We start from the raw sequence: 20,182 nt of genomic DNA, 5'->3' as shown, positions 1-20,182 counted from the left end.
TTATGCTTCCATCTAAAGTCAGTATTGTTGAAGTTGGTCCGCGCGACGGACTACAAAATGAAACGCTCAACTTAAGTGCAGCGCAGAAGATTGAGCTAATAAATCTACTTTCAAAAACCGGCCTTAAACGCATAGAAGCAGGCAGCTTTGTTTCTCCAAAGTGGGTACCTCAAATGGCAAATTCGGATGAAGTTTTCCAGGCACTCCCTTCTAGAACAGATGTCCAGTATTCTGCGCTTACACCTAATATTAGGGGACTAGAAACCGCTATTGACGCTGGCGTAAAAGAAGTTGCTGTGTTCGGCTCTGCATCTGAGGCATTCTCGCAGAAAAATATAAACTGCTCTATAAGCGAGAGCTTGAAACGCTTTGAAGATGTTTTTCAATTGGCTGATAAGAATAATATCAAGGTAAGAGGCTATGTTTCATGTGTTATGGGGTGCCCCTATCAAGGGGACATTTCGCCTAAAGCAGTTACGCAAGTGAGTAAAGCCCTGCTTGACATGGGTTGTTATGAAATTTCGTTGGGGGACACTATCGGAGCCGGCACGCCTAGAGCAACGAGTCTTTTGTTAGAAGATGTACTTAAGGATATACCTGCACAAAAACTTGCGGCCCACTTTCACGATACATACGGCCAAGCTCTCGTTAACTTGTACAAAGCACTTGAATACGGCATTGCTACTATCGACTCCGCCGTCGCGGGCCTTGGGGGGTGTCCTTATGCAAAAGGGGCTAGTGGAAATGTTGCAACTGAAGATGTTGTTTATATGCTTAATGGGATGAAAATCTCATCAGGTGTGAATATGGATAGATTACTTACTGCATCGTCCTATATCTCTGAGGTTTTGGGCCGCCCACCGGTATCGAAAGCCGCAAACGCACTATTAGCTAAATAATTGATTTTTTTTGGAGCATGCTGCCCTTCCAAGCATGCTCTTTTTATCGAGCCATCCATCCTAAAAGTTTTTTATGATGCTTTAGCTTGGCGCTTAATCGCTTACCTCTTAGCAAGACACCCACTATAAATTGTATCGATTACTCATGTAGCCATTTAGTTGCTACTTTTTGATAAAACCTTCTAAAAAGCTAACGTGGGTGTCTGCGTAACTTTCTTTTAAAAAGGGGGGTATAATGGGTGTCTTGCCAAATAGAACATGTTTAACAATGGGTGTCTTTCCTAGCAGTTCAGGTATTAACAAAACACACCTTGAGTTCAGGTCACAAAGGGCTAGTGATAATGCTACTGTCTTGAAACTTTTTCCAACGATCGTAGAAAAGCATCATGGCGCAAAGCAGGAAATCTCTTATAAGCCTTCAAGATACCCCTTATTATCATTGTATTTCGCGATGTGTACGTCGAAGCTACCTTTGTGGCTATGACCACACAACGAATGTTAGCTATGAGCACAGAAAGTCTTGGGTCGAAAACAGGTTACTGTTTTTAAGTAGTATTTTCGCTATCGACATTTGTGCATATGCCGTCATGAGTAACCATATTCACATTGTGTTGTGTGTAAATAAAAGCGCAGCGCTATCCTGGTCACTAGATACGGTTTTACGCCAATGGCACAAAATACACAGGGGAACTCTACTTACCCAAAGGTATTTAAAAGGAGAGGTTCTGAGCGATATTGAGATAAAAGCGGTCAAAGAAACCGCTGATATCTACAGGAAAAGGCTTTTTGACATCAGTTGGTTTATGAGAGACTTAAACGAGCATATTGCAAGAAAAGCGAACGAAGAGGATGAGTGTACAGGCCGCTTTTGGGAGGGACGCTTTCGCTCTCAAGCACTATTAACTGAAAAAGCGTTGCTATCTTGCATGGCTTATGTCGACTTAAACCCTATTCGGGCTAATGCGGCGAAAAGCTTAAACGATTCTGTGTACACGAGCATTTATACACGACTTTTCTGCCCATCAAAAAATAAAAAGACTCAGGGTTTAATACCATTTAAAGGTGAAAAGCGACCCAAAAACAAAAAATATTTAAATCTTACGCTCAAACAATATTGCTTTCTTCTTAGCGATTCGATTGCCGCATTAACCAATTCGTTGCCGAAAAACAGCACAACCTCATCTGAGGTACAAAATGTTGAGCGAGTCATTATTGATACAACCTCACCAGAGTGGCTACAAACCATAAGCAGTTTCGAAAATCTTTTCTCATTTGCAGTAGGTAACACGGCGTCTATGTTGGCGTTCAAAAAGCGCACCAATAGGAAAAGAATGGCATGTATTAAGTCTGCAGCAGTTTGCTTTGACGATTAGCTGCCTATCACTTTTCATTCGGTAAAATAAGTGAAGCGACTATGGCAAATAAAAGCATAGCAGACATGATATATACGACGCTGAACGACAAAACAGGCGTTAAGGCAGCGTAGATAGCCCCAAAGCCAAGCAAAACAAGTCCGATTGCTGTATTAGAAAACCCGACAAGCTCAGTTCTGTCATGACCATCTTTTACATCTAAACTATAGGTTTTTCTTCCTGTCCTTACGCCAGCATGAGCAACGGAGAGAACGAAAAATAGAAGTGCTGAAGTGACTATTGACGTTGATTGAAGTACAAGTAATCCAACGCATGCAAATAGAGCGAGAACGCCTGATGCTTGAAGCGTTAGCTTTGCACTCTTATCCGCAATTTTACCCCAAATGATTGAAGACAAAAGCGCCGCTAATGCTTCTGCGCCAATATAAATCGGAAGTAACTCTTGGGCCTCGCCGCTTTTTTCAAGCATGAAATAAGGAGCAACTAACGCAGAGTGAACGAATAGGCCTCTAACGAATATAAACTTGTACACCGTCGAATCAAAATCAATGCCCATGGCACCGTCTGAACTGTCATCTAATTCTACGTTTGTTTTGATTGGCCAGACACATACTAATGTTACAAGAAAGGCCAAGACACTCACACACAAAATGACCATAAGCGTATTAGAAGAAAAAGCCCCCTCATAGAGCGCTAAGGGTATAGCTATGAGAAGCGTTATTACTCCAGATACCGTTGAAGCGACGCCAATCAGATTTCCTCGCTGCCCCTTTCTCGCTACATCAGCCTCCATATCTTTTACCGTAAGTGAACAAGCTGAGCGCCCTAGACTTAACAATACAAGTGAGGCAAGTATGCATGCTCCCGCTTTGGCACCAGATAAGAGTGTGGCAGAAACAAGCATTCCAATGACAGCAAGAGACTGAACCAACATACCCACCCGCCACACTATGTGTCTCTTTGGGTGTTTACGCAGATATATGCTTATTAGAACCTGAGGAAGGAGAGCTCCAGACTCTCTAATGGGCACTAACCAACCGATCATCCAAATCGGCGCACCAACGCTCAAAAGAAGGGCTGTCAAAGTGGTTTTTGCTGAAATTAAAAGGTCCGCAAGCTTGTTGAAAGACAAGCCCGCTATGAGTTGATTTTTTGGTTTCATTAAGCCGGATGTGTACCGCTATTTTTTGTGTTTAATTACGGCACTTTTCGATAATAAGATCATAACGCTGCCTCAGTTACACATCATTCTCTACTAGTATCTTTAAGTTCTCTAAACCCATCTCGAAGTCCGGTCCAATCATGCCGTCCATTAATAAAGCGAAATATCGATTGATTGGATTATTGTCTACCGTCCCTTCATCCCTCCAAGTAACTAACGTACCACCTGCCGTTGGCTTTATTTCTACTATCCCCGAAGAGCCCATGTCAAAATCTGGGAAATACAAACGGTAAAGTACACGTTTATTGTGCTCTAATTGAGTAATCTCCATTTCGCCATTTCCCTCAGTCTCGCTTTCCCATACCGAGCGCATGCCAATAGCTCTATCTGGGCCTGAGTAGGTAAGCTGCATATTAGGGTCTCGTTTAAACCAAACGCCCCATTTTTTCCATTCTCTTAAATCTACAACGTATGGGTAGACATCAGAAGGTTCGGCATCAATTGTGATCGTTCTTTCTACACTATAATCTTTCGGAATGAAAAAACTAGAAATCACGAAAATTGCAATTACAGCGCCAAATACTATTAAAAGTTTCTTCAGTACACCCATAAAAAGCTCCGTTAGTAAATCAACCTCACGAATATAACATTTAATTAACAATTGTCACTGGATGTTCTACATATTCTTTTCTTATTTAAAAGTTAGATAGACACCCAACTTAAGTTTTTTACGGATGTTCGGCGCATTTTTCATAGAAGAATGCTTCATGGCCTTGAACAAGAATTAGGGTGGGTGTCTTTGTATATACCTTTGTATATAACTATTCGCATATGCTCGGACTGGGAGCCAAACGCTTATTTCTTAGCATGGGTGTCTTTCTTAAGAATATAAGATGAATGCAGCTACGAGCTAATTAGATTGGGTGTCTTTGCAAGTCGTCTTTGCAAGTCGATGTAAGCTGCTTGGCTTGGGTGTCTCTGTAAGCCGCCACACAACATAATTTTAAATAATTTACCAATTCGTCACAAACATTGAAAATCCCACTGTCATTCTAAAATATCTTGTGTAGTATGGGTTTATGTTATCAAAAAGCCTGTTCAAACAGGCCGTTCATATATAGCGCAATCAATCGCAACACTTCGTTTTCTTTTTATATTTCTATCGATACACAGTTGTCGCTTTTTTACAGGAGTTTATAGGAAATGGCAGATCAAAGTTCTCGTTACATCAGTAACCTTACTCGCGATACTTATGCGCTCATTCTTGCGGGTGGAAAAGGTTCTAGATTACACGAACTCACTACTTGGCGAGCTAAACCGGCACTTTATTTTGGCGGTAAATTTAGAATTATCGACTTCCCGCTATCAAATTGCGTGAATTCTGGTATTCGACGAATAGGCGTGGTCACCCAATACAAATCGCACTCTCTCATCCGTCACCTTGTAAGGGGCTGGGGCCACTTTAAGAAGGAGCTCGGCGAATCTGTTGAAATTCTTCCGGCTTCTCAACGCTTTTCAGACAGTTGGTATGAAGGCACCGCTGACGCCGTTTTCCAAAACATAGATATCATCCGAGATGAGCTGCCGAAATATGTCATGATCTTGTCGGGCGATCATATTTACCGAATGGACTACGGCGATATGCTAGCCAAGCACAAAGAATCAGGTGCCAAGATGACCGTTTCCTGCATGTCAGTACCTTTAGAAGAAGCAGCAGGTGCATTCGGCGTGATGTCAGTAGACGAGAACTACCGTATTAATGGTTTTGAAGAAAAACCTGCAAACCCCACTCCCCTTCCAAATGATCCCACTCGCTGTCTAGCGTCTATGGGCAACTATGTTTTCGATACCGAATTTCTTTTCGAACAGCTACGGGTTGACTCTGAAAACATGGGGTCTCAGCGCGATTTTGGTAAGGACATTATTCCATCTATTATTGCAGACCACCCCGTCTACGCTTACCCGTTTGAACAAAGTGGTGGCGATAACGCCTACTGGCGTGACGTCGGCACAATTGATTCCTTTTGGGAAGCGAATATGGAAATGGTTGCGCCAGTTCCACAGCTTAATTTGTATGATAGAAAATGGCCCATTTGGACATACCAAGAACAATTACCACCGGCCAAGTTTGTATGGGAAGACCACGACAGACGTGGCGAGGCAATTAACTCTGTCGTTTCAGGGGGCTGTATTATTTCAGGCTCAACGCTTCGCTCGTCTATTTGTTTTTCTAACGTACGTGTGCATTCTTACGGTTTAATTGAAGACGCGGTCATCCTTCCCGATGTAGAAATAAAACGCCACTGCAAATTGAAGAGAGTCATTATTGATCGCGGCTGCGTTATCCCGGAAGGCACAACAATTGGTTACGACCTAGAGCAAGATAAAGCGCGAGGGTTCCGCGTTTCAGAGAAAGGTGTAGTGTTGGTAACCAGAGAAATGTTAGGCCAGCCGGTTGGCGGTTTAAGCCAAGCCCCAAACATCAGCATAACCCTCTAAAAATGATTTGGCGCAACTGCGCCAAATCGTGCCCCACTATGTATTCCACCTCGTTATCGTACGTTCTATAAACGCTGCCACTTGCTCTGGATGCTCTAAAGGAAACATATGCCCCCCTTCAAGCACAACATGATCAATAGCGTTATGCTTCATTAGGCGAGAATACATTTCTGGCTTACATACATTACTTTTACTTCCCGTTGCGAGCACTGCCGGACATTGTAGTTTCCCTCTATATTTTCCCAAATTATGAGGTACGTTTCGAAACAACGCAGCTTCAACGTCAGCACGAAATGTCAGCGATATATCGTCTCCTTTTAACGCAGTCACCGACTTTACGTAGTCTCGTACGCAGCGTTTGTCCATATCTCTAAACAAGGCTTTGCTATGAAAGTATGTTTCCATATCGGTATTACTCGGCCAACTAGTATTGCGTGTTTGCGCGAGCTTCGCCGGGGTTAGTTTATTGATTAACGGCGTATACTTAGCAAACCTGAAAAAGTAGCTTAGCGGGCCAACCACCAGCGGCGGGTCGAGTAAAATGATGCCTCGAAACAGTTCTGGCGCCTCGCATGCGGCCATATAGGTGATAACCGCACCAAATGAATGCCCCACGCCAAATACACCGCGTGAGTCCGTATTCTCTTTTCTTACATGCTTAATAAGCTCGTGAACTTGATTTCGCCAATTGCCATTCACGGGAAGCTGAGGGTCGTGGCCGAAACGCTCAACGTGTAAACGATTGAAGTTCTTAGGCAACGCCGAAAACATCGCATTGTAACTGCCAGCGGGAAATCCGTTTGCATGAGCAAAATGAAAACTCAACTCTGTCGAAGACACCAATATACTCCGTTATGTCACAAACAAATAAGGGGCTTGAAATCAGCCCCTTAGCAATAAAGCACGATAATACTACAAGCCTCTGGCTTCTGCCATTTCCCAATCTTTTACGATTTTGGTACTTGTCCATAAGAAAACCGCAATTGAGAGCCCATAAGGCACCACAAGGTAAATAAGCGCTTGTCGCAATGCTTCTGTTTCACCAAGAGAAGGAACCAGTGCCTGACTTATAATACCGGTAAGCGTAGGCCCGCCACCTAGGGCAATAATATTTAACACGAAGAAAAATAGCGCCGTTGACATTGCCCGTACGTTTATTGGCGCTAGGGTTTGCGCCATAGCAAAGCTGGGCCCCAAATACGACCCGCTGGTAAATAATAATAGCGCCATTAGCCCAACAGAAAGCCATAAGTCTTGGACCTGAAGCGAAGCGTAAAAAGCCGGCACACCGATAATCAGCGCAATAGCAGGCAAAAGCGCATACGCCTTTTTATTGTGCTTACCCCATCGGTCTGCGATATAGCCACCCAGCCATACACCTAACGCATATGCAGTACCGTTAATAATTCCAAATACAATCAGCAGTTGGGTGATGTCTAGTCCCGCAAATGCGCGTACGTAATAATCGATGACCCATGTTGATATTGCATAGTTTCCAAAAGAGCCAAACGAAATACCCAGCGCCATTCCCCACCATGTGGGTATCTTTAAAAGCATTTTAAGCGATGACTTTACGCTTGGCTTGTTCGTTGTATCGTCACTTGGCGCAGATACGGTTCGAGTTGGCTCTTTTACCGTTAACTTAAGCAGTATCGCAAGGAGCACGCCAGGAATACCCACACTGTACATAACGGTACGCCAGTCTGCTGAGCCCCCTTGCAAGAAAAATGCAGACGCAAAAAACGCTAGCATAACGCCAAAAGGGATACCTAAAGAGTAAATAGCGAGTGCCCCCGCTCGTTTTTCTTTCGGAAAAAGGTCAGAGATAATACTGTGCGACGGTGGGCTGCCCCCTGCTTCGCCAATGCCAACGCCTATTCGAGCAATGGCAAGCTGCATGTAATTTGCCGCCAACCCCGAAGCTGCGGTAAACCCGCTCCACAACGTAAGTGAGATGGCGATGATATTCACCCGGCTGTAGCGGTCTGCGAGCCAAGCAATAGGAATTCCCATCACCGTGTACAATAGCGCGAAATAAACCCCCTTTAACCACCCAAGTTGGGCGTCATCCAAACCTAAATCAGCTTTAATGAAAGGTGAAAGGATCCCAATGATTTGCCTGTCTATAAAGTTAAAGGCGTAGACCAGGGTTAGTATGAATAAAACGTAATTTCGGTAACTTCTTGATGTTCCGGCTTCATTAGCAGGAATACCTTCTACGTGAGTATGGGCCATAACAGTCCTTTTAAGTGACGATAACCCCAGTCTACGCATTAGGTAAAAAAATAAACAACTTATTGTTACTTATTTGTTAACATAACGAAAATTTCTAACTCAGGCTTTTCGTTCTATAGCGCTTAGGGTAGGATGACAAAACACTCAACTCATCAGACCAGACAGCAAGTATGACAGTAGACGAATTGCTCAATATCCCTCAGTTATCACAGACTTCGGAAAACACATGGAAGGTTGATGGCCTTATCATTCCCAAAACGTGGGGACAGGGCCGTACCGCATTTGGCGGCATTTCTGCCGGTATGCTCTACTGTGCAGTAAAGCAACAAGTTACTGACAATCGGGTATTGCGCTCATTCACCACTAACTTTGTGGGCCCTTTGTCACTTGAAGCTCCTTTTTCTATTGAAGTTACTTTGCTAAGAACGGGTAAAAACGTATCGCAATTTACGGCACACGCTATTCAAAACGGAAAAAGCTGCGTGTTCTCTCAAGCCTGCTTTGGCGTTGCCAGGGCGTCTGGAATTCGCGTCGAGAACAACGAAAAGCACGATATGCCTTTACCAAATAAGGCTAAATTCATACCGCAAATTCCTAAAGTAACGCCAAAATTTTTGCGTTACTTTGACTTAGCCATCGACGAAGGTGGCATTCCATTTACGCGCAAGAAAACCAGTCACTACCATGGATTTATGCGTTTTAAAAAGGCGCCTGAAGCCATTACCGATGCCCATATCATCACCATGATTGATGCATGGCCGCCAACCTTGCTGCAAATGATGAAGCTGCCTGCACCAGCAAGCACAGTTAGCTGGAATTTAGAGTTTATTCATCCGCATAAACCTGTAAGCCCCACCGATTGGTTTGGCTATAAAGCGCATACGCGACAAGCGGCCGATGGCTACGGACATACGGAAGCAACAATTTGGGATAAAGACAACGAGGTGATTGCGATAAGCAGGCAAACCGTCGCGATTTTCGATTAAACCGGAAGGCTAAACTGAAGCGTGTATACGCTTCAGTTAGTACAACATAAAGGCATTAGGATTAAATAGCGATATAATCGAAATACACTGTAGATTGGTTATATCTAGTGCATCTTCTAGATCTTCCCGCTTTAGCGAAAGCGCCTCGTGTTGCTCAGGTTTGAGGTTATGGTAGCTTGGGTAAATCTCAGGGTTTACATTATCGAGAGCTAAAACGTACGACAACTGCAGAATTTTATCTTCAATAGTCGTGGCCCCTTCCTCCCCTTTGTGAATACTATCAATAGGCGCATAAATCGTACTGGGAATATCCCACTTTTCAATGAGCCTGGCCGATAGCTCGGCATAAGTAAAACCCAACACGCCAAACTGAAGCTCTGCTGGGCTCACTCGGGCATTAAACGCCTGACAGCGCGTAGCCGATTCTGGTAATACGGACACGGTAACAAGCTCGCCAATATTGTGAAGCAACCCGGAAACAAAAAGGCGCTCAGGTTCACGAATATTGCGCATATCTGCAAAATACTTTGCCAAAAGGCCGCAGGAGACACTTTGCTCCCAAAATTTATCTAAATCGATACACTGGCCGTCAACATCGCTAAAGGCCTGACTAACGCCATAGGCAAGTGCTAAATCGTAGGTAGATCGGGTGCCCACCACCTGAATTGCGCGAGTGACGGTATCAATTTTGTTAGGAAATCGATACAACGCAGAGTTCGCCACACGCAGAAGCTGGGTGGCCAACGAAGGGTCAAAAGCAATGATCTCACCGATGTCATCGATGCTTGAAGCTTCGTCATCCATACAAGCTTTAAGTCGAGTTACCGAGTCTGGTAATACGAAGAGGTCTTCCGCTTTGGAAACTAGTTCATCTAAATTCATTCGTGCACTCTCTTAATGCCGCCTTTATCAATATAGCGCCCAAGGTACGTCCATTTGCCTCACGTTTGTTTAGGTATAGGCACAAAAAACGGGTAGGTCAATAAATACCGCTTAGTAAAAAAGTATGATTTTTTTATTAATCAAAACGTTATATTAAGCAATTAAATTGCGCTTTATTAGCTGATTTTTGCACCAGCCATGCGCCGAGCTTTTATTTTTAAGCACCTATACAAGGGCAATAATACCGACACTAATAAGCCATATAATCAACTTCATCCCGATTGGCTTATTATACCGTGCCGCTTGTTTTTACATACCTATAATTGTAATACAAAGAAAAACTCGGGGTAATTACCTATAAGAATTAGATTTTCTAAGGGTTACCCCTTTTTTGCAGTTTCAACGCTAGCGAAGCAGATTTATGTTAGCATCACACGCTAACACCACAACACCGCGCCTTTTAAGGCTAACCTCAAACGTAAAAGTTAAAATTTCACCATGTTAAATGTTGCTGTAATTGGTTATGTATGGCCTGAGCCTAATTCTTCGGCCGCTGGCCAAAATATGCTATCGCTTATAATGCGCTGTTTAGACGCTAATTTTAACGTAACGTTTTTAACCGCAGCGACAGATAGCGAGCACAAAGCAGACCTTGAAGCACTGGGCGTGCAAGCCCATTCTGTGGCACTGAACTGCAGTTCATTCAATACGCTGATAGCGCGGTTAAATCCAGACGTGGTTATATTTGATCGCTACATGACAGAAGAGCAGTTTTCGTGGCGGGTGAAAGAAAGTTGCCCCGAAGCGCTACGCATTTTAAATACAGAAGACTTACATAGCTTACGCCAAGCAAGGCACGATGCCGTAAAGAAAACAGGCGATGCTAAACAGGCACAATTAAGCAGTGAGTTAGCACAAAGAGAAATCGCTTCTATATTACGTAGCGATCTCACTCTAGTAATTTCCAAACAAGAGATGGCGCTGCTCACTGAACACTACGGCGTGCCAGCAGCGCAGCTTCATTATCACCCCCTTGTTGTTGGCAATACAACGACGATACAGGTTCCTTTTGAGCAGCGCGCCAATTTCGTTCACATCGGTAACTTTCGCCATGCGCCTAATTGGGATGCAGCACTTCAGCTTAAGCAAAGCCTGTGGCCTGCAATTAAAAAAGCACTTCCCCAAGCAGAACTGCACATTTACGGCGCTTATCCACCTAAAAAAGCCACACAACTTCACAACGACAAGCAAGGCTTTTTAGTGAAGGGTTGGGCCGCAGACGTTGAATCAGTGATGGTAAACGCCAAGGCACTAATTGCGCCTTTACGGTTTGGGGCTGGCGTGAAAGGAAAGCTTTTAGATGCAATGCGATGTTTTACACCAAGTATTACAACATGGGTAGGCGCGGAAGGCATCGTACGTAGAAAGGTAGCGAAAGACGACCCGAGTAATGACGCACCGTATTCATGGCCCGGGGCTATTTGTAGCACTGATATCGCTAAACCTGAGGTGGTTAACAACTATGTAGAGCACGCTGTAGCGCTCTATACCAATAAAGAGGTGTGGGAAAATGCGAGCCACCAAGCGGAATGCTTACTTAATGAGTTTAAAGCCCACCAACCTCAATTTGAGCTCACCACAAAGATACTAAATTTAACGCAAAGTTTAGAATCGCACAGAGCGACGTTATTTATGCAAAGCCTACTTTGGCACCAAACACTGACGGCGAGTAAGTACATGAGCCAGTGGATAGAGGCGAAAAACAAGTAAAATTAAGCCACAGGTTTAATTAGATATCCTTTTTAATTAGATATCCTTAAGCTTCGCTATAACCGACTTGATCCCGTTTCCTCGCGATTGGCTTAAGTGGCGCTCAAGTTGGCATTGCGATAAATAATTTTCAAAATCAAAGGCCGCTCGCTGCTGCTTGGTAAGTGAATTTGCTTTTTCAAGTAAAACGGCGAGTACACCGCGTATTACCTTACTTGGTGAAAACGCCATAAGACAGCCTTCATCGTGAGAAAAAGCTAACCATACTGGGCTTTCACACCCTTCCACCGCAGTATTATCATTGCGCTCTGGCTGTGGTAGCGGAGTTAGCGCCTTTCCCGCTAACATGAGTGTGCGAGTAAAGTCATCCCACCCTTTCGCATTAGCCAGCGATTCGCCAAGAGGAAGTAAATTATCTTCGGATGACATACACAAACCTTAACTTAGTTGCCGTTTAACGCAGCGGCAAGATCTTCGGCGGTCATAACCAGGTTCTCAACGTCGCTTGTTGTTGGGAACATAACAAGTTCAACACCGTTTTTCTCAAGGCCTGGTAGCCACGTTTGAGTAAATTCGTCTAATGCTACGTTTGCACATTGACCAACAATTTCGTTGATATCTACGAACTTCTGCGCCAAATCTTTATGTGGAAATACCGGCAGCTGGACGCTATCACCGTTTTCAAACATAACAAACCCTTCGTTGCCCTGCACCAGCCAAATCTCATTAGCTTTTACGATATAGCTCACAACAAGTTCTTGGCGTTCTTCGGCACTTAGCCTCATTGCCTGTTCAATCACTGCATCAGTTAGTTTATCTGCAACTGTTTCTGGAAACACAATTCTTTACCTATCTTAAAATTTGCGGCAAGTATACCCGCACTGGTATTCGGCGCAATGAAATAGGCAGGAAAAAAACTCCGTCCCACCTATCCGTTACAAAGACACCCATGATAAGGTTAAGCCAAACTACAAAAACCATGTAATTTAATCGCGAAGAATCACCGTCCATGCGAAACCTATTTACCGCTCTTAAGCAAGACACCCATGCTAGCCACACCACGCTAGAAAATACTTATCCATTTTCGATTTATCACGATGATAATTTATTTAGCGTTAAGGCTTATCAAGCCGTACTTTTCGTGATGAGAAACTTTCACGAAACTGCTGCCCGTGCGGTAAATCACGCAAAGCAGAACAGCACACAGCTTGAAGGCATTGCATCGATGATTAATAGCGATGCTATTTTAACCGCCATTAGCGAAGACACCCACGCGTTGCATTCAATGAGCAATACCTCAAACATCACATCAAACACCCAAGAAGAAAACGCCCATATTGAAAAATCTCAGCTCACTGATACTGGTGCCTTTTACAAAGACACCCACCCTAATTTTCACAATACCCTCTTAAGCCAAAGCGAGATTAAAGAAAACATTAAGCAAGACACCCACGCTAAAAAGCCCCTAGATTTCAACTTTAAATCTCCCACATCACAAGCTATCGCAGCAGCTTACGTATGGTTAGGTTCATCGATGGGGGCAAATATCATCGCCAGGCGGCTAGCTGCCAAGCAGAAAGAGATTCCAACGAACTACTATCAGGCTATGGCGAGCTGTGCGAAAAGATGGGTGTCTTTCAAACAAGATGTTGACGCTCTACTTCCAACACTTGTTTTAGAAAATAGTGAGGTAATAACAGACATCATTGATGATGCTAATGCATGGTTTGAATATTTAATTGCGTTAGGAAACCAAGTTCAATTAACCAAAGCTTCGCAAGAAGCGAATTTATAGCCACCTTTTGCGGCCTCTCTTCACGCGATCATCGGTAAGCTATAAATAAACTTAATCTATGCAATCGACAGAATGCATTAATATAGCCGCAATTGATGATTAAGCGCGTCGACGCTTTCTGATAAACTTGTTAGAAGTTCGTATCAACCAGTTTAAAAAATATGAAAGTTATCTCCTTTAATATAAATGGTATTCGCGCTCGCTTACACCAGCTACAAGCCGTTATCGATGCCCACCAGCCTGACATAATCGGGCTTCAGGAAATTAAGGTTCACAATGAGCAGTTTCCTGTTGAAGCAGTAGAAGCAATGGGCTACCACGTTTACTTCCACGGTCAAAAAAGCCATTACGGTGTCGCCTTCTTAGCTAAAAAAGAGCCTTTATCAGTAACTATGGGCTTTCCCACGGATGAAGAAGACGCGCAACGTAGAATGATCATATTAAAAACTACCGATGACGCTGGCCAGCCTGTCACTATCCTGAACGGTTATTTCCCGCAGGGTGAAAACGAAAAGCATGAAACCAAGTACCCAGCCAAACGTAAGTTTTATAAAGATTTAATGACCTATCTGGATGAAAACCACACGCCAGAAGACAATGTAATTGTGATGGGTGATGTAAACATTTCTCACACAGACCTCGATATTGGCATTGGTGAAGAAAACCGCAAGCGTTGGCTACGAACAGGCAAGTGCAGCTTCTTGCCAGAAGAGCGCGAGTGGCTCAACACCCTCTTCAGCTGGGGTTTCGAAGATAGCTTCCGTACGTTAAACCCTGAAACAAACGAAAGGTTTTCGTGGTTTGATTATCGCTCTAAGGGGTTTAATGACAACCGAGGTCTTCGTATTGATTTGATCTTGGCAACAAAGTCTCTTCATAGCACGCTTGTTGATGCTGGCATTGACTACGAGCTTCGCGGTATTGAGAAGCCCTCTGACCACGCCCCAATCTGGGCTGAGTACAAAAGTTAAAAATTGAGAATGTAGGCGCAGTAGCCGGGGAGTATATGTGAGTACACTACAAGTCATAGCTTTACTGATGTATGGTGCCTTTTTATTAGGTGCTGTAAAGAGTATCGACTTTACTCACTTTGCCAAAAATAAGCAGCAACAACATCTTATTTTCGGCACCGCGGCTTCGCTGTTCGTACTTTGGTTATTCAAAGCCGGTATATTTGAAGGCCTAGACGTACATTTCCTCGGTTTATCTGTGCTTACGCTCATGCTCGGCTTTAGATACGCAATTATCGCCGCTTTTATCGCCCTTGTTGGCGCCACAGCTACCGGCTATGGAACATGGCAAAACCTGGGTGTGAACGGTTTATTAGGTACGGTGCTCCCCATCAGCGTTACTTACCTATTTTATATGCTGTCGTTTCACCGTATCCCTCGCCAGTTATTTGTTTACATCTTCATCTGCGCGTTTTTCCCCGCCGCCTTTTCGATAGCGCTAAAAACCTTATCACTCGGCGCCTTTTATTACATGGACGGCATTTATGCATGGGACATTATCTTCGATAACTATATACTGCTCATTCCGCTACTTGTATTCCCAGAAGCATTACTAAACGGTATGGCGATAACGTTACTTGTTATTTACCAACCCACGTGGGTGTACACGTTTCACGATAAATTTTATCTCGATAACTAAACCCTAGGTCAGTTTTTGCGACTAATGGTTAATAAGGCTTTTGTTATTTTAATCTACTATTAATTGATAGGTTTAGTGGTAAAAGCCAAATGCAAATAGAAACGTTCGAGATACAATGCGCTAACCCTGCGCATATAAAAGAAGACATCGCTGCGCTTTTTGAAAAAAAGTTGCCTTCACTGGTAATTGGCTACGCTAATGCCTGTCTTCCTTTCCAAGATGTTCAGCACGCCTTAAAGCGAGCGTCTACGCCTTTTCTTGTTTCCAGCTCATGCTTGGGTTCACTACTTTGCGATAGCAAAACTGTTAGTGCAAAGTGCGATCTTGCACTTTTTTGTGTGTTTGACGATGCCGGGGCCTACGGCGTTGGCAGTGCCAACATAGATGAGAACAGTGCATTTAAGGCAGGGGCTAATGCTTTACAACAGGCACTCGTGAATGCCGGGCGCCCTTATGAAAGCCCTGCGCTAATATGGTGTGCGCTGCCGCCGGGGAATGAAGAAAGAATTTTAGAAGGGTTTGCCAGTGTGGTTGGGGATCAGGTCCCTATTTTTGGAGGGTCGATGGCAGACAACACCGTTGAAGGCAATTGGACTACCCTCACCCGTGAAGCGCTAGGCGCAAAAACAATAGCAGTAGTTGTTATGTACCCTACTTCCCCCCTTGGCTTGAGCTATAGCTCTGGTTACAAACCAACTGATACCGTGTTTAGAGTGTCAAAAGCGTGCGGACGACAACTAAGCGAGCTCGACGGCTCACCCGCCAGCCATATTTATAATCAGGCAACAAACCGTTTAATCGAACAACAACTGCAAGGCGGGCAAATTTTAACGCTTACGTCTTCGGTCCCACTGGGCCGGCCAGTAGCACTAGAAAACGGTGCAACGAGCTATTTACTGTGCCATCCAGATTCTACAGAGGCGAATGGCGCGCTAAACATGTTTTCTGAAGTGGAAGAGAATGAAGATTTAGTGTTGATGGAAGGTAGTATTTCAAGCCTTACCTCTCGCGCCGAGCGAGTCATTAACAATGCCATTATGCTTTTACCCGAAAATCGACAGCCCATAGGCGTGCTTATGATCTATTGTGCGGGTTGCCGGCTTATGGTGGGCGACGAAATAGACAATATGCTTTGCTCCCTACAAGAAAAATTTGCATCTCTTCCAATATGCGGCCCCTTTACGTTTGGCGAACAAGGTCGTTTTCTTGACGGCAAAAACAGGCACGGCAATCTCATGATTTCAGCAGTAGTGTTTTCCCAATGAATAAAGATTATGAAAACGTTTTAGAAGAGCTTGCGCTTGTCTATCGGCTGAAACAACAAGCTGAAGCGCACAAAAAAGAAAGCGACGCTTTGTTAGAAGGAACACAGGCGCTGCTAACCGCCGAAGATAAACAAGACTTGTACCATAAAATGTTCAGTGTCTTTAAAGGGCTGTACAATTACGAAGTATGTTTTGTGCTACAAAACGAAGGGCCAAAGCGTATGACTTGCATTAACAGTACCTACGCGCCACTTCTTAATACCGTTTGGGAAATTGACGAAACCTTATCCCGTGCGGTCAAAAGTACGCCCGTGGCCCTATTTGATATCAGGCAACAACCTATTTGGCAACAACATCTCTCGCTATTTGATACTCAAGTCACCTCTGTACTTTACTGCCCGTTTAACGTACACCAGCAGCAAGCCGTTATCGTGTTTTGCCATCAGTCGCTAGGCTATTACACGCAAGAGTATGTAGACATGGCCAACCGCTACCGCACGTTTACCGAACAAATTGCAATGGGTATGCACGCTAAATTAATGGCTCTTGAAACAGTAAGGCTGAAAGAGGAGAAAGCACAAGTAGAGAAAAGCCTTATCGACTCAGAAAAAATGGCGTCGCTAGGCTTGCTTGCGGCAGGTGTGGCACACGAAATCAATAACCCCATAGCCTTTATCAATAGTAACATCCATTTTCTGCGAAATGTGTTGCCAGCTTTATCTCAAATGCAAAATATTGTGGTTAAACTGTCACAAAGCCAAAGTGATGAAGAACGCGCCCAACTAACTGCAGAAGCCATAGCTTGGCAAACACAGAACAGAATCGATTCATTGAGCGACGAAATTGCAGATATTTGTAGTGAGTCTGAAGACGGGCTTGTTCGAGTCACTGATATTATCACCAGCCTGCGCTCGTTTTCCCATGACGCGGATGTTCAGGACGATGAGACGATAAACGTTAATGACTGCATTGGTCACGCTCTTAGGCTGGTAAATAGTGAACTAAAGCACAGAATAAAAATTCAGCAGAAACTAGACAGTGTGCTTCCTGTTAAGGGGAGAACAGGCAAACTAAACCAAGTGTTGGTTAACCTATTCGTAAATGCAGCACAAGCCATGAACGATGGCGGCACGCTCACAATCACTTCATACAATGATACGGAAAACCACAATACAGTTATGGTTATTAAAGACACGGGTTGCGGAATAGAAAAACATGCCTTACAAAAATTGTTTGAACCTTTTTACACTACAAAGCCCACCGGCAAAGGTACAGGTTTAGGGCTTTATATCTCATTTTCTATTGTTGAAGCCATGGGTGGCACCATTTCGGTAGAAAGCGAAGTAAATGTGGGTACGACTTTTACCCTCGCCTTCCCAACGAAATTAGCGCATAAAAAAACCGCACAACAGTGCGGTTTCAATACGTCTGGTGATGATACCTAAGCGTTCAATGCTTATTTATCAAATAATATGTCCATAACGTCAGAAAGCTCACCCTTGCCTTCACGAATTTCTTCTTCAGAAAGACCAGCAATCTCATGCGGGAATACCAACCACTCGTCACTTTCGTTAACGTAATAATCTGGCACAATGTCAGTGGTATTGTTTTGTGGCTTATACCATGGGCACGCAATACGAATATCTTTAGGCATGTTCAAGCGCATTAGCTTGTTAATTTGCTTGATAAGCGCATCAACACTACGGCCAGAATCGAAAACATCGTCAACAATCAGTAGCTTGTCGTCGGCATTGGCGTTTTCAACTAGGTAGTGCAAACCGTGAACACGGATTTCTTTCGATTGCTGGTTAATACCATAGTAAGACGAAGTACGCACTGCAATGTGGTCGGTAGACGTATTCTTAAATTCAAAGAATTCTTGAACCGCGATACCAATTGGAGCACCACCACGCCAAATACCGATAATAAAGTCAGGGCGAAAGCCATCTTCATACACCTTTGCCGCTAAGCGAAAGGAATCCTGTAGAAGCGATTGCGAGGTGATAAAATTCTTGTTCATGACGTCTCACTGGGCGAAATTTAAAAGACCGCGAGTATAGTGAATTTCGCGTCGATTTGCACGGTTAATTCACCCCATTATTCGTTTTGAAGTGCTTGAGATGGGGCTATTTTCATTGCTTTTCGCGCCGGATACACGCTTGCAAGCACGCAAAGAAGCAACGAGAGCAATGCAATACCAGCAATTTGTATAGCATCCATTTCTACAGGCAAACCGCTTCCATCGGCCGCAAGTGCTAATGGCGAACCAATCAAATCCAAAATGTTATTCAATTGAAGCGTAATAACGACGCCTAATATAAGGCCTATGCCGGCTCCTTTTATGCCGTTAAACAATCCGTTAAGTACGAAAATCCACATAACAGTTCCAGGTAGCATGCCTTGTGTTTGCAATACGGCAATATCACCTTGCTTTTCAGTTACTACCATCACCAGCGCAGACACAATGTTAAATGCCGCTACCGCTATTATTAGCAGCAGCATAAGCGTCATCATGTTTTTTTCCATCTTCACCGCATCAAATAATGGCCCTTGGCGCTCACGCCACGTTCTGATAGTACTTACAGAGACACCCATCGTATCGGTTAAATGATCAACCACCGCTAAATAGTTAAACGCATCGTTTAAAAACAAACGTAGCGACCGCCCGTTGCCTTTTGGGTCGCGCATCAACCGGTTGACATCTTTTAGGTTCATATACATAACCTTGTCATCCATTTGCGACCCCATATCGAAGACACCCACGATTGTTACTAAGCGTTGACTCGGCATTCGCCCAAAGGGCGTATAAACGCTTGCCCCTGCCACCATTACGCGAAGCCTGTCGCCAACCCTCGCATCAAGTTTTATGGCAAGGGCACGCCCAATAATGGCAGAAAAACTTCCTTCTACTAAATCGTTAAACCTTCCCTGCTCCATGTGATTTGCCACAAGAGTATGCTCTAGCATCACGCCGGGCTCGACACCGTGAACTTGAACGCCGCGTAGATCTGAGCGTGACTGAACGACAGCTTCAGTTTCTCGATATGCCATACTTGCTACCACCCCTTTGATGGGTGTCTTGCTAAGCGCGTCTACTGTCATAGCCGATTGAGATTGAGGGCTTACGGTGGGTGTCTTTGTAAGCTTCGAGCTATCGTCTTCAGAAATGGGAGGCTTACTTAATGTTGAGATGGGTGTCTCTGTAAGCTTTTGGGTTTGTTTGTTTACGATGGGTGTCTTTGTAAGTGTTGCGTCTTTACTTGTTGTCGTGGGTGTCTTCGTAATTTCGGTGGGTGTCTTTGTAATTTCAATGTGCGGCACGATGCCTAAAACACGTTGTTTTAGCTGGCCCTCTAAGCCGTTCATTACCGACACTACGATGATTAGTGCCATTAAGCCTAAGGCAATGCCGGCTACCGAGAATCGGTTAATGAAAGAGACAAAACTGGTTTGGCTTGATTTGCTAGATTTAGCATAACGATAGGCAATGAATGCAGAAACAGGATAAAACATAGCGCCTTGCTTTTCAGTAATACGGTAATCTGCCTTACATTTGGCTATGCTTATTGAACAAATTATTCAGATAAGTAGCCCAAAGGCGAGATGACGGGGTAACCCCAAAATAGTAAAGTGGGTATACTACGTGTAAGCTACTGGCTGCACAAG

19 protein-coding genes are annotated in these 20,182 nt (G+C 44.0%); 10 read left to right on the top strand and 9 right to left on the bottom strand.

Features of this window, described 5'->3' with window-relative positions; genetic code table 11:
* Window positions 1-2 precede the first annotated feature (2 nt).
* Together MADE_RS08215 and MADE_RS08210 are read left to right on the top strand one after the other, a co-directional pair.
* Window positions 3-899 carry a hydroxymethylglutaryl-CoA lyase gene (locus MADE_RS08215; RefSeq protein WP_012518157.1) on the top strand — a complete coding sequence of 299 codons (897 nt, stop codon included), beginning with the start codon at window positions 3-5 and terminating at the stop codon, window positions 897-899.
* Between the two features lie 386 nt (window positions 900-1,285).
* Window positions 1,286-2,272, top strand: a complete 987-nt coding sequence (locus MADE_RS08210) for a transposase (protein ID WP_012518156.1) — start codon at window positions 1,286-1,288, stop codon at window positions 2,270-2,272.
* A 7-nt stretch (window positions 2,273-2,279) separates the two neighbouring features.
* Here the strand turns inward: MADE_RS08210 and MADE_RS08205 are convergent, their stop codons facing one another.
* Entirely contained in the window at window positions 2,280-3,434 is a 1,155-nt protein-coding gene (locus MADE_RS08205; protein ID WP_023559632.1) for an MFS transporter, read from the bottom strand.
* Between the two features lie 76 nt (window positions 3,435-3,510).
* Window positions 3,511-4,044: an SRPBCC family protein gene (locus tag MADE_RS08200; protein ID WP_012518153.1), complete on the bottom strand. Its 534-nt coding sequence runs from the start codon at window positions 4,042-4,044 to the stop codon at window positions 3,511-3,513.
* 593 nt (window positions 4,045-4,637) lie between these two features.
* Between MADE_RS08200 and glgC the strand changes: the two genes are divergently transcribed.
* Window positions 4,638-5,933: a glucose-1-phosphate adenylyltransferase gene (glgC, locus tag MADE_RS08195; protein WP_012518152.1), complete on the top strand. Its 1,296-nt coding sequence runs from the start codon at window positions 4,638-4,640 to the stop codon at window positions 5,931-5,933.
* Window positions 5,934-5,969: 36 nt separating this feature from the next.
* Here the strand turns inward: glgC and MADE_RS08190 are convergent, their stop codons facing one another.
* Complete coding sequence (locus MADE_RS08190) at window positions 5,970-6,773, bottom strand: alpha/beta hydrolase (protein WP_012518151.1); 804 nt, start codon at window positions 6,771-6,773, stop codon at window positions 5,970-5,972.
* 72 nt (window positions 6,774-6,845) lie between these two features.
* On the bottom strand, window positions 6,846-8,168 hold the full coding sequence (locus MADE_RS08185) for a spinster family MFS transporter (protein ID WP_012518150.1): 1,323 nt from the start codon (window positions 8,166-8,168) through the stop codon (window positions 6,846-6,848).
* A gap of 170 nt (window positions 8,169-8,338) precedes the next feature.
* Between MADE_RS08185 and MADE_RS08180 the strand changes: the two genes are divergently transcribed.
* The gene (locus tag MADE_RS08180) at window positions 8,339-9,154 is read left to right on the top strand and encodes an acyl-CoA thioesterase (protein ID WP_012518149.1); all 816 of its coding nucleotides are present in this window, start codon (window positions 8,339-8,341) and stop codon (window positions 9,152-9,154) included.
* Between the two features lie 36 nt (window positions 9,155-9,190).
* On the opposite strand, the gene MADE_RS08175 is transcribed toward MADE_RS08180, so the two are convergent.
* On the bottom strand, window positions 9,191-10,036 hold the full coding sequence (locus MADE_RS08175; protein ID WP_012518148.1) for an HDOD domain-containing protein: 846 nt from the start codon (window positions 10,034-10,036) through the stop codon (window positions 9,191-9,193).
* Between the two features lie 498 nt (window positions 10,037-10,534).
* On the opposite strand from MADE_RS08175, the gene MADE_RS08170 reads away from it, so the two are divergent.
* Window positions 10,535-11,806, top strand: coding sequence for a glycosyltransferase (locus tag MADE_RS08170; protein WP_012518147.1), 1,272 nt, complete (start codon window positions 10,535-10,537; stop codon window positions 11,804-11,806).
* A 36-nt stretch (window positions 11,807-11,842) separates the two neighbouring features.
* Here the strand turns inward: MADE_RS08170 and MADE_RS08165 are convergent, their stop codons facing one another.
* Both MADE_RS08165 and MADE_RS08160 read right to left on the bottom strand, forming a co-directional pair.
* Window positions 11,843-12,235, bottom strand: coding sequence for a SufE family protein (locus tag MADE_RS08165; RefSeq protein WP_012518146.1), 393 nt, complete (start codon window positions 12,233-12,235; stop codon window positions 11,843-11,845).
* Between the two features lie 14 nt (window positions 12,236-12,249).
* Window positions 12,250-12,645: a DUF2750 domain-containing protein gene (locus MADE_RS08160; RefSeq protein ID WP_012518145.1), complete on the bottom strand. Its 396-nt coding sequence runs from the start codon at window positions 12,643-12,645 to the stop codon at window positions 12,250-12,252.
* A gap of 170 nt (window positions 12,646-12,815) precedes the next feature.
* Between MADE_RS08160 and MADE_RS08155 the strand changes: the two genes are divergently transcribed.
* From MADE_RS08155 to MADE_RS08135, 5 genes are all read left to right on the top strand, one after another.
* Complete coding sequence (locus tag MADE_RS08155; RefSeq protein ID WP_012518144.1) at window positions 12,816-13,601, top strand: heme oxygenase-like domain-containing protein; 786 nt, start codon at window positions 12,816-12,818, stop codon at window positions 13,599-13,601.
* A gap of 161 nt (window positions 13,602-13,762) precedes the next feature.
* Window positions 13,763-14,572, top strand: a complete 810-nt coding sequence (xthA, locus tag MADE_RS08150; RefSeq protein WP_012518143.1) for an exodeoxyribonuclease III — start codon at window positions 13,763-13,765, stop codon at window positions 14,570-14,572.
* 37 nt (window positions 14,573-14,609) lie between these two features.
* Window positions 14,610-15,251: an energy-coupling factor ABC transporter permease gene (locus tag MADE_RS08145; protein WP_015066925.1), complete on the top strand. Its 642-nt coding sequence runs from the start codon at window positions 14,610-14,612 to the stop codon at window positions 15,249-15,251.
* Between the two features lie 89 nt (window positions 15,252-15,340).
* Window positions 15,341-16,516 carry an FIST signal transduction protein gene (locus MADE_RS08140; protein ID WP_012518141.1) on the top strand — a complete coding sequence of 392 codons (1,176 nt, stop codon included), beginning with the start codon at window positions 15,341-15,343 and terminating at the stop codon, window positions 16,514-16,516.
* A complete protein-coding gene (locus tag MADE_RS08135; protein WP_012518140.1) occupies window positions 16,513-17,961 on the top strand; it encodes a GAF domain-containing sensor histidine kinase in 1,449 nt (482 codons plus the stop codon). Before MADE_RS08140 ends, MADE_RS08135 begins: the two co-directional genes overlap by 4 nt.
* Before the next feature lie 11 nt (window positions 17,962-17,972).
* On the opposite strand, the gene MADE_RS08130 is transcribed toward MADE_RS08135, so the two are convergent.
* On the bottom strand, window positions 17,973-18,536 hold the full coding sequence (locus MADE_RS08130; protein WP_020743379.1) for a phosphoribosyltransferase: 564 nt from the start codon (window positions 18,534-18,536) through the stop codon (window positions 17,973-17,975).
* Window positions 18,537-18,613: 77 nt separating this feature from the next.
* Window positions 18,614-20,029, bottom strand: coding sequence for an FtsX-like permease family protein (locus MADE_RS08125; protein ID WP_012518138.1), 1,416 nt, complete (start codon window positions 20,027-20,029; stop codon window positions 18,614-18,616).
* Between the last annotated feature and the right edge of the window lie 153 nt (window positions 20,030-20,182).

It is taken from the genome of Alteromonas mediterranea DE (assembly GCF_000020585.3).
Classification (GTDB): Bacteria; Pseudomonadota; Gammaproteobacteria; order Enterobacterales; family Alteromonadaceae; genus Alteromonas; species Alteromonas mediterranea.
Note: the sequence above shows the minus strand (reverse complement) of the source record. Positions and strands in the feature narration are given on the sequence as shown.